Annotated in this window: 8 protein-coding genes; all 8 read left to right on the top strand. The window is 69.0% G+C overall.

All coding sequences use genetic code 11. From position 1 onward, the window contains the following. The first annotated feature begins 201 nt into the window (after positions 1-201). The 8 genes from HOP12_14585 (at position 202) to HOP12_14550 (ending at position 11,022) form a co-directional block, all read left to right on the top strand. Positions 202-1,449, top strand: a complete 1,248-nt coding sequence (locus HOP12_14585; GenBank protein ID NOT35368.1) for an aspartate aminotransferase family protein — start codon at positions 202-204, stop codon at positions 1,447-1,449. Further along, the gene (locus HOP12_14580) at positions 1,446-2,765 is read left to right on the top strand and encodes an argininosuccinate synthase (GenBank protein NOT35367.1); all 1,320 of its coding nucleotides are present in this window, start codon (positions 1,446-1,448) and stop codon (positions 2,763-2,765) included. The genes HOP12_14585 and HOP12_14580 overlap by 4 nt, the downstream gene beginning before the upstream one ends. Beyond that, entirely contained in the window at positions 2,755-4,800 is a 2,046-nt protein-coding gene (argH, locus tag HOP12_14575) for an argininosuccinate lyase (GenBank protein ID NOT35366.1), read from the top strand. Before HOP12_14580 ends, argH begins: the two co-directional genes overlap by 11 nt. A gap of 15 nt (positions 4,801-4,815) precedes the next feature. Next, complete coding sequence (gene argF, locus HOP12_14570; GenBank protein NOT35365.1) at positions 4,816-5,853, top strand: ornithine carbamoyltransferase; 1,038 nt, start codon at positions 4,816-4,818, stop codon at positions 5,851-5,853. Between the two features lie 44 nt (positions 5,854-5,897). Continuing rightward, positions 5,898-6,740 (top strand): class I SAM-dependent methyltransferase, encoded by an 843-nt coding sequence (locus HOP12_14565; GenBank protein ID NOT35364.1) that lies wholly within the window; start codon positions 5,898-5,900, stop codon positions 6,738-6,740. Between the two features lie 223 nt (positions 6,741-6,963). Continuing rightward, the gene (locus tag HOP12_14560; GenBank protein ID NOT35363.1) at positions 6,964-7,617 is read left to right on the top strand and encodes a hypothetical protein; all 654 of its coding nucleotides are present in this window, start codon (positions 6,964-6,966) and stop codon (positions 7,615-7,617) included. A 52-nt stretch (positions 7,618-7,669) separates the two neighbouring features. Beyond that, the gene (locus HOP12_14555; protein NOT35362.1) at positions 7,670-9,616 is read left to right on the top strand and encodes a peptidase M14; all 1,947 of its coding nucleotides are present in this window, start codon (positions 7,670-7,672) and stop codon (positions 9,614-9,616) included. 98 nt (positions 9,617-9,714) lie between these two features. Next, complete coding sequence (locus HOP12_14550; GenBank protein ID NOT35361.1) at positions 9,715-11,022, top strand: hypothetical protein; 1,308 nt, start codon at positions 9,715-9,717, stop codon at positions 11,020-11,022. The last annotated feature ends 48 nt before the right edge of the window (positions 11,023-11,070 follow it).

Below are 11,070 nucleotides of genomic sequence, written 5' to 3'. Positions count from 1 at the left end.
CTCGCCGATCATCCCCAGGTCTCGGGAGGCATGCGCCCCAAGCTGCACGCCGCCGCTCACGCGGTCGCGACCGGCGCGCGATGCGGGCCGAGCGCGCTGGGAAGACGCCGGCACGCTCGCGGCACTGCTCGGCTCGCAGGCTCCGGGCACCTGCATCGCGTGCGCCGTCCCGCCGCTCGCACACACTGCTGGGCTCGCCCGATGACCGCCGTCTCCGAACTCCCGACCGCCCGAACGCTGTCCGCGGCCGAGCAGGAAGCGGCGCTCCACGCGCCGGTCTACCCGCTCCCGCGGCTTCAGCTCGTGAGCGGCAAGGGTGCGCGCGTCGTCGACGCGCAGGGTCGCGAGTACCTCGACTTCGTGAGCGGCATCGCCGTCAACGCTTTCGGGCACGCCCCGGCGGGGCTCGCGCGGGTCGTCACCCGGCAGATGAAGTCGCTCGGACACGTCTCCAATCTGTTCGGCAACCCGCGCGTGCTCGAACTGGAGCAGGCGATCACGCGCGCGACCGGCTACGAGCGCGCGTTCTTCTGCAACAGCGGCACCGAAGGCGTCGAAGCCGCGCTCAAGTTCACGCGCGCTCACGCGCGCGCCCGCGGACGTGACGGCCGCGACCTGGTCGCCTTTCGCGGCGGCTTCCACGGCCGGACGGGATTCGCTCTCTCGGTGACCTGGACACCCTCGTACCGCGAACCGTTCGAGCCGCTGATTCCGGGCGTGCGATTTGCCGACTTGAACGACATCGCGGGCCTCGATGCAGTGCTCGACGAGCGGGTCGCCGGCGTGATCGTCGAGCCCGTGCAGGGGGAAGGCGGCGCGATCCCGGCCACCCGCGAGTTCCTGCGGGCGCTCCGCACTCGCACCGAGCAACTCGGTATCCCGCTGGTCTTCGACGAAGTGCAGTGCGGCATGGGCCGTTGCGGCCGCCTGCTCGCGGCCGAGCACTACGGCGTGCGTGCCGAGCTGACGGTGCTCAGCAAGGCGCTCGGTCACGGCGTGCCGATCGCGGCCGTGCTGATGACGCAGGCGATCGCGGACTCTCTGGCTCCCGGCATGCACGGCTCGACGTTCGGCGGCAATCCGGTCGCGTCGTCCGCGGCGTTGTGGGTGCTCGAGCGCGTGAACCGCCGCGGTCTGCTGGCCGGTGTGAGACGGCGCGGCAAGACGCTGCTCGAGGGCCTCGAGACACTCGTCGCGCGTCACGACTCGCTCGCCGCCGCGCGCGGCCTGGGCCTCCTGTGCGCGATCGAGCTGAGCGCCGATGCGACGTTCACTCCCGCCGACCTGGTCGCTGCGGCACGCGAGAACGCGCTGCTGCTGGTGCGGGGCGGCGAACGTGCAATCCGCCTGCTGCCGCCGCTCGACGTTTCGGATCTCGACCTGCAGCTCGCCCTCGATCGCCTCGAGGCCGCACTCGCATCGCTCGCGCCCCAAGGAGTCTCGCGTTGAAGCCTTCGACCTTTCGCCGCATCGCGCTCGCCTACTCGGGCGGACTCGACACCAGCATCATCGTGCCGTGGCTCCGGGACCGCTTCGACTGCGAAGTGATCTGTTACTGCTCGGACGTCGGACAGGGCGCCGAACTCGCCACCGTCGAGTCGCGCGCGCGCGCCAGCGGCGCAAGTCGCGTAATCGTCGAAGACTTGCGCGAGTCGTTTGCGAGCGACTACTGCTTCCCCTCACTCAAGGCCGGCGCCATCTATGAGGGACGCTACCTGCTCGGCACCTCGCTCGCGCGCCCGTTGATCGCGGCGCGTCAGGTGCACTGGGCGCTCGAGCTGGGCGCCGATGCGCTCGCGCACGGCTGCACCGGCAAGGGCAACGACCAGGTGCGCTTCGAGCTGGCCTATCAAGCCCTCGCACCCGCGCTGCCGGTGATCGCGCCGTGGCGCGAGTGGGACATCGTGTCGCGCGAGGATGCGCTCGCCTACGCCGCCACGCACGGCATCGCCGTCGAAGTGAAGCTCGAGGATCTGTTCTCGCGCGACGGCAACCTGTGGCACCTGAGCCACGAGGGCGGCCCACTCGAGGATCCGGCAAACGTCGCGCCCGAGAGCATGTATCGGCTCACTGCCGCTCCACCTCGGCGCCCTGCATCGCCGACTCGCATCGCGATCGGATTCGAGTCCGGCACGCCCGTGAGTCTCGATGGTGAGCGGATGAGCGGCGCGGTGTTGCTCGAGAAGCTCAACGCCGTCGCGGGCGCGCATGGCGTGGGTCGCGTCGACATCGTGGAGAGCCGCCTCGTCGGCATGAAGTCGCGCGGAGTCTACGAGACCCCGGCAGGCACGGTACTGCGCGAAGCCCTCGAGGACTTGTGCGCCACAACCCTCACGCACGACGTGATCCGCACGCGTGCCGAGCTGGCGCCGCGCTATGCCGATCTCGTGTACCAGGGGCAGTGGTTCTCGCCGCTGCGAAACGCGCTGCAGGCGTTCGTCGACGCGGCACTCGAACCGGTCAGCGGCACCGTCACGGTCGAGTTGTTCCAGGGCCGTGCCCAGGCGATCGCACGCACCAGCCCGCGCTCGCTCTACCAGCCGGCGCTGGCTTCATTCGACATGACCGGGTACGACGCCACCGATGCGGGCGGCTTCATCCGACTGTTCGGACTGCCGCTCGCGACCGCCGCACGGGTCGAGGCGGCGGCAAGGCTCGATGCCGCAGCACCGGTGGAGGCTTCCTCAACCGACGCAACGAAGGCGTCCGCGGCTCCCTCGCGCTCCGAAGCCGCGCCTGCCCCCGAGGTGTCGCATGCCCGCTGACGCCGTGTGGCAGGGCCGCATCGCGACCGGACTCGACCCGCGCGCCAAACGCCTCAACGATTCACTGCCGGTCGACAGCCGGCTGTGGCCCGAAGAGCTGCGCCTGTCGCGCGCCTGGGGCTCCGCGATCGCCGAGTGCGGAGTGCTCGACGCGACCGAGCTGCGCGAGTTGCTCATCGCGTGTGACGCGCTCGAGGCTCAGCTCGCCGCCGGCACGGCAACGCTCGAGGGCGAGGACGTGCACTCGGGCGTCGAGGCCGCACTCGAATCGCGCTGCGGCGATGCCGCCCGGCGCCTCCACACCGGACGCAGCCGCAACGATCAGGTCGCCACGCTGCTGCGCATGCGCGTGATGTCGATGTGCGAGGACACGGTCGAGGCGATCCAGGCGCTCGAACGAGCGCTCGTCGCCCAGGCGCGCGCCTCCGGCACCATCGCGGTCGCCGCCTACACGCACCTGCAGCCCGCACAGCCGGTGCTGCTCGCACACCTGTGGCTCGCGCACCTGGCTGCATTCGAGCGCGACGAAGAGCGCTTCCTGACCGCGCGCGAAGCCGCCGATCGCATGCCGCTCGGCTCGGGGGCCGTGGCCGGCTCGCCGCTGCGCGTCGATCGCGCGACGCTCGCACAGACGCTCGGGTTTTCGCGCCTGGCCGAGAACAGCGTCGACGCGGTCGGCGATCGCGACTTCGCGGTCGAATACCTGCAAGCCGCGGCATTGCTCGGTGTGCACCTGTCGCGCCTCGGCGAGGACCTGGTGCTGTGGTGCTCGCCGGCGTTCGGCTGGTACACCCCCGGCGACGGCTTCTCGACCGGCTCGAGCCTGCTCCCGCAGAAGCGCAATCCCGATCTGTTCGAGCTCGCGCGAGGAAAGAGTGCGCGTCTGATCGCGAACGCGCAGTGCCTCGCCACGCTGCTCAAGGGACTGCCGAGCGCCTATCAGAAGGATCTGCAGGAAGACAAAGTGACGGTGTTCGACAGCGGGGACACGCTCGAGGCCCTGTTGGCGCCGCTCCCCGACGCGATCACCACGCTCACCGCGCGGCCCGCCAGAATGCGCGCCACCCTGACGCCTGACCTGCTCGCCGTCGAACTCGCCGACGCGATGGTCGAGCGCGGAGTCCCGTTCCGCGATGCGCACGGGGCGGTCGGCCGCCTGTGGGCCGCCGCCGAACAGCAGGGCGTCGAGCCCGCGGCACTCCCACTGGGCGAACGCCTCGCCTTGTCGCCTCACTTCACCGACCCGATGCTCGCGAGCCTGAGCGTGGAATCCGCGCTCGCACGACGAAGCCATTCGCCAGGAGCCGGCCCTGAATCCGTCGCCGCGCAGCTCAAGCGCGCCGAAGCGAGACTCGGACTCGGGGTCGGCGATCCCGAAGGCCCGGGCGCCGGCAGCGAGCTGCAGCAGGACGCCACGCCGGGCCTGCCCTTCGAAGGCGTGCCCGAGCTGGCCCCGGCCAGCAGCGCAACCTCAAAGTGCATGCGAATCCGGCGCGCCAGGCTGGACGACGTCACCGCCATCGCCGGTCTCATGGCCGGCTACGTCACGCAGGGCATTCTGCTGCCGCGGCCCGTAAGCGAACTGTTCCAGTGCGTGCGCGAGTTCGTGGTCGCCGAGGACGGCACCGAGATCGTCGGCTGCGCCGCGCTGCGACTGCTGTGGGGCGACCTCGGTGAGGTGCGCTCGCTGGCGGTCCGCGGCGATCAGCACGGGCGCGGCATCGGGCAGCAGCTGGTGACCGCGGTGCTCGACGAGGCGCGGGCGATCGGTCTGCCGCGCGTGATCGCGTTGACTCGCGAGGTGCCGTTCTTCCAGCGCGTCGGCTTCTCGGTCGCCTCGCGCGAACACATGCCGCGCAAGGTGTGGACCGATTGTGTGCGGTGCCCCAAGCGGCACGCGTGTGACGAAGTTGCCGTCGTGCTCGACCTGATTCCCGGTGCCTCCGAAGCGGCTGAGCGTGCCGGTCGTTCGTATGTATTGCCGATTCCGCAAATGGTCGATCTGCCGATCCTCTCCCAGCCCGTCGTCTCGTAACTCGGAGGAACGCCCGTGAACGCTTCACCCCGCCATCTCATCGATCTCATCGGCCTCGACCGCGACTGGGTGCTCGCGCGGTTTGCGGAGGCCGATCGCCTGCGTGCCGCTCGCGGCACCGCTCGCGCACCACGGCCCATGGCGGGGCGTACCGCGGCACTCGTGTTCCACAAGCCGTCGCTGCGCACGCGTGTTTCGTTCACGGTCGGCATGCACGAACTGGGCGGTGACGTCGTGGACCTGAGTGCCGTCGAGGTGAGCGAGACCGGGCGCGAGAGTCTGCCCGACGTGGCACGAGTGCTTTCGAGCATGGTGGACCTGATCGTGGTGCGCACGTTTGCGCACCGCATCGTGCGAACGCTGGCCGACCACAGTTCGGTGCCCATCATCAATGCGCTCACCGACTTCTCGCATCCCTGTCAGGTGCTGTCGGATCTCTACACGCTGTGGCGCAACGGACGCGACCTCGACGCGCTGACGATCGCGTGGGTCGGCGACGGCAACAACGTGCTGCACTCGTGGCTCGAAGCCGCGACGTTGTTCGGCTTCACGTTGCAGATCGGCGTGCCCGATGGCTTCGAACCCGACGCCGGGCTGTTCCTCGAAGCCGAGCGGCGCGGGCGGCTGCGGCGTGTGCGCGATCCGCGCGAAGCGGTGCGCGGCGCCGACGTGGTCTACACCGACACCTGGACCAGCATGGGCCACGAAGCCGACGCCGACTGGCGGCGCGTGGCGTTCGCCGGCTATCAGGTCAACGACTCCCTCATGGCGCTCGCCAATCCCGGGGCGTTGTTCATGCACTGCCTGCCCGCGCATCGCGGCGAGGAAGTGACCGACTCGGTGATGGACGGCGCGCGCAGCATCGTGGTGGAACAGGCGGAGAACCGACTCCATCTGCAGAAGGCGCTGATGGTGGCGCTGGCCGCTGCGGGCGCGGAACGCGCGACCCGTTCGACGGGCAAGGCGATCGCGAGCGGCCCCCGGGCGCTGACTCCGCGCGTCGCGACCCGCAGAGCCGCACGAGTGGTCGAAGCCGTGGCCGCGAGCCGCTAGTATCTCCGCTTCCTTCGCGCGCGAACACCCGAGGACTTCCACGCATGCGGCGGGTCACAACTGGAGTGATCGAAGCGCCACCCGACCGGCTGCGCTCCTGCGCCTGTACCCAGGCGCAGCTTCAGTCCGAGGTGTTCCAAGGCTGGGTCACGCGCATCGGTGAGCGCCCGCTGCGCATGCATCGGAAGATCTGGGAGTACTGCTTCATCGCCCAGGCGCTGCACGAGCGCGGCATGCTGGAGCCGGGACGCCGCGGGCTCGGATTCGCGGTCGGCCACGAGCCGATGCCGTCGCTGTTCGCGAGCTTCGGTTGCGAGATCGTCGCGACCGACGTGGCGACCGAGCAGGCGCGCAAGGCCGGCTGGGTGGAGACCGATCAGCATGCGGACTCACTCGAAGCGCTCAACCGCCGCGGCCTCTGCGACCCGGAACGGTTCCGCCGCAACGTCTCGTTTCGATTCGCCGACATGCGTGCGATCCCCGCGGATCTGGGGAGCTACGACTTCGTGTGGTCGTCGTGCTCGCTCGAACACCTCGGCACCATGGCGCTCGGCAAGCGCTTCGTCGAGCAATCGATGAAGCACTTGAAGCCGGGTGGCGTCGGCGTGCACACCACCGAGTACAACCTGGGCTCGAACCTGTTCACCCTCACGCGCGGCTCGACGGTGTTGTTTCGCAAGCGCGACCTGCGCGAGATCGCGGCGCGCGTGGAGCGGCTCGGTGGCCACGTCGACCTCGACTTCACCGAAGGCGACCTGCCGTTCGACCGCGTGGTGGACAAGCCCCCTTACCAGCACGAGGTCCATCTGCGCCTGCGGGTGAAGGCGTTCGTCGCGACCTCTTTCGGACTGATCGTCGAGAAGGCCTCCGAGCCGGCGAGCCCCTAGCACCAGGGCCTCGCCCGCGGACGCCCGGGCCACAGGAGCGCGCCCGTCCGCCCGGCAAACCCCGCCGAGCGACGAGGTTCCACTGCCGAACGCCCGCCCCAGTCGCTCGGGCCCGCCAATATGCGCATCGCCCGCAACCCATGGCGAGGGGGTGCCGTATGCTGAGCAACGATCGATCGGTCCGGCCGCGGCCGGGCTCTGGCTGGAACCTTCGGAGGTTGCCGTGAAAGCCCTCGTCCCATGCGCCGTCGCGGCGCTCGCCATCCTGACGGCCGCTCCTCCGGGTCATGCTTCCGCGGTGCTTCAGACCGAAGCTCGCTCCTGGAAAGTCACGCCGAACACCCGCGTGCGTCTCGACTTCCCGGTCGGTGACCTGCACGTCAAGGCGGCCAGCGGCAGCGAAGTGCGCTTCGAACTCCAGGTGCGCTGCAAGAACGGAAGCACCGACGCATGCGAGCGGCGCGCCTCGCGGCTCAAGCTCGAACACCACCAGAGCGAGGGCGACCTGCGGCTCAAACTCGAGGGCTACCCCAAGGCCACCGGCGGCATGGGCTTCGTTCTCGACGGCATCCTCTATGTTCCGAGCGCCTGCGCGGTCAACATCGACATGGGCGTGGGTGACCTCGAAGTCGATGGCATGCGCGGCGATCTGGACGTCGATCTCGGCGTCGGCGAAGCCACGGTGTGGCTCGAACGTGCGGCGATCTCGAGCGTGAACGTGGACGTCGGGATTGGCAGCGCGACCGTCGACTCGCCCGATGGCAGCACGCGCGGGCGCGGATGGCTGGGTCGTACGGTGCACTGGAGCCCCGGCGGCGGCACCTCGCGCATCAGCCTCGATGTCGGCGTCGGCGAAGCACAGGTGAAGGTTCGATAGTCGCGATCACGCGCGGTCGAGCGCATAAATCGCTGTGCTAGAGTGCGCGAACATGTCGCGCACTCTTTCGCTTTCCTGGTCGCGAGCGGCGTCACACACCGGCGTCTCGATCGCACTCCTCGCGGCCCTCGCGCTTCCGGGTCGCTTCGTGCACGCGCAGCCCGCGCCGCCGACGGCCGCCGCCACCGCCTCGATCTACAAGGTCGAGTTTGCGGCCCCGCCGGACTCGGTCAAGCCCGGCACCTCGGTGACCAGCACCGGAGTCGCGCCCTACTGGCTCACCAAAGCCGAGCGATCCGGCTACCGTCAGACGCCCAGCTACGACGAGACGATCCGCTTCTGCCGTCAGCTCACCGCCGGTTCTCAGAACGTGCGCTACCTGACCTACGGCGTGAGCGGGCAGGGTCGCGAGCTGCCGCTGCTGGTGCTGTCGCGCGATCGCGCGTTCACCCCCGCCGCCGCGATCGCGACCGGCAAGCCGATCGTGCTGATCCAGAACGGTATCCACTCGGGTGAGATCGAAGGCAAGGACGCGTGCCTGGCGCTGGCGCGCGACATCCTGGTGACGCGCACCCGCGAACGCCTGCTCGACAGCGTGATCGTGCTGATCCTGCCGATCTTCTCGGTCGACGCGCACGAGCGCACCGGCCCGTGGAATCGCATCAACCAGAACGGTCCCGAGTCGATGGGCTGGCGCGCCTCGCCGATCGGTCTCAATATGAATCGCGACTACATGAAGGTCGAGACCCCCGAAATGCAGGCGCTGCTCTCGCGCGTCTTCACGCAGTGGTGGCCGCACCTGCTGGTCGACAATCACACCACCAACGGCGCCGACTACCAGCACGATCTGACCTACAGCGTGAATCACGGGCCGGTGGTGCCACGGCCGATCGAGCGGTGGATGACACACGCGGTGTCCGAGCGCATCATCGAGCGCACGCGCGCCATGGGGCACTTGCCGGCGCCCTACTTGTCGTTCAAGGACGGCAGCGACCCGCGCAGCGGGATCGTCGATTCGCCCTCGGCACCGCGCTTCTCGACCGGCTATCCGCCGCTGCACGGCCGCGCCGCGATCCTGACCGAGACGCACATGCTCAAGCCCTACGCGAATCGCGTGAAGGCGACCTACGACTTCATGGTCGCGATCCTCGAGGAGTTGAACGCGCGACCGCGCGAGCTGGCGCGTGCGGTCGCCGAGTCCGAGGCCGAGATCGTCACCCGCGGGCGCGAGGCCGTGACGAGCCGCCGCGACGTGGTGCTCGCCACCACCTCGACCGACAGTGCGGAGAGTTTTCCCTATCGCGGAGTCGAAACGCGATGGGAGACGAGCCCCATCACGGGTGCTTCGGTGCCGCACTTCGGCACCGCGCCGTGGGACACCCTGGTGCCGCTCTACCAGCTGCAACGACCGACCGTGGTGGTGCGCCAACCCGCGGGCTACGTGGTGCCGCAGGAGTGGCGAGCCGTGCGCGAGAAGCTCGAGCTGCATGGCGTGCGGGTACGCCGCCTCACGCGCGCATGGACCGACAGCGTCGAGATCGCGCACATACTCGAAGCACCGTCGAATCCCGCGACCTTCGAAGGCCATCGCCCGCTCGAGGTGAAGCGCGTGCAGCTCGAGCGCGTGCGCCGCAGCTTCCGCGCAGGTGATCTGTGGGTGGCGCTCGATCAGCCGCAGGGTCTCGTCGCCATGCACCTGCTCGAAGCCCAGGCTCCCGACGGGCTGCTGGCCTGGAACTACTTCGACACGATCTTCCAGCGCAAGGAGTACGCCGAGGACTACGTCATGGAGCCGATTGCCAAACGCATGATGGAGGCCGACCCGGCGTTGGCGGATTCGTTCCGCGTGCGGCTGATCCGTGACCCCGCGTTTGCAAAGGATGCGGGCGCGCGCACCGACTTTTTCTATCGGCGTTCGCCCTGGGCCGATCCCGAGCAGGACCGCCACCCCATTGCACGGGCGTTGCGACGGCCGCCGGAGTCCGTGTTCGCTCCGTAGCGCGCCGCCGGCGTTGTCACAAACTTCCCGGCTCCCCGGTTCCTCTTCCGTAGCGCGGCGCCATCGGCGCGCCAGGCGTTGGACTACGGAGGATGCCCGTGAAAGTCAGATTCATCCTGTTGATCGTTGTTGCGACGTTCATGTCGCTCGCCCTCTTGAGCTGCGGCAGCAAGAGCCCGACCGAGCCCAACGAAGTCGAGCTGTCCTGCGCCAACTTGAACCTGGCCCCCGACAGCATGCGGGTGGACGTGGGCACACCCGCGTTCTCGAATCCGACGAGTGTCACCAATCCGCTGTTCCCGGTCAGCGCCCAGAGTCGAGTCCTCCTGATGGGCAACGTGGATGGCGCTCCGTTCCGTGTGGAAGTCACCCTGCTGCCTGGAACGCGGCTCATCACCTGGAATGGAAACGCCGTAGAGACGCTGGTCTCTCAGTACGTCGCGTTTCTCGGCGGGCGTATCCACGAAGTAGCCCTCGATTGGTACGCGCAGGCCGATGACGGCGCGGTCTGGTACTTCGGCGAGGACGTCTTCAACTACGAAGACGGGCGCATCTCCGACACCGACGGCACCTGGCTCGCAGGTCTGGATGGGCCCCCGGGGATGATCATGGCGGGTGTCCCTCAGGTCGGTGATGTCTGGCGGCCCGAGAACATTTGTGAGTCGGTGTTCGAGGAAGTCACCGTCCAGTCGGTCGGCGTCACCGTGAACGGCCCGCAAGGTCCGATCAACGGCGCGATCATCGTGCGCGAGCTTCATCTGGATGGAACACAGGAGAGCAAGACCTTCGCGCCCGCCTACGGCGAATTCTCGACCGGCTCAGGTACCAATCTGGAGGCCGTCGCACTGGCGCTGCCGACCGATGCGCTGGCGGGACCCATGCCGGCCGAACTCAACACGCTGTGGACGGGAGCGGCGCAAGTCTTCGACGCGGCCGGGTCCGGAGCCTGGAGCACCGCCTCCGCCTCGGTCACTGCGGTGAACGCGGCCTGGGCCACCTTCCAGACCGGTTCGCTACCACCCATGCTGCTCGCGCAGATGAACGAAGCCCGCGGCCGGCTCGTGAGTGCGGTCAATGCCACGCAGGTCGCGAATGCCCGCCAGGCGAGCATTGACGTCGCGCGTGCGACGCTCGACTTTCAACAGCGTCACAGGCCACGCGCCGAAGTCGACACCGACCTGATCGAGCTGTGGATTCGTCAGCTCCTGGTGGACGAGGCCGCGAACGATGAGGGCGCCGTCATGGGCGATGTCGTCGCGATCAAATGGACGCGGGACCGACTGACTTCGTCCGAAGCAGCACCCATCGAAGCGGACGTACGGGCAGTGCTGGCGGCCGTGGAGGCTCGCGATCCGGTGGCGACCAAGGCAGCAGCCGCGCGGCTGCGGCGCACGCTGGCCAGGTAACGGCTGGATTCGGCGCCTCAGCGAGTGAGCGACTCGGCGTTTCGGGTC

Source organism: Candidatus Eisenbacteria bacterium (assembly GCA_013140805.1).
Lineage (GTDB): Bacteria > Eisenbacteria > RBG-16-71-46 > RBG-16-71-46 > RBG-16-71-46 > JABFRW01.
The sequence above is the reverse complement of the archived record's forward strand: the minus strand, read 5'-3'. Positions and strand labels throughout refer to the sequence as shown.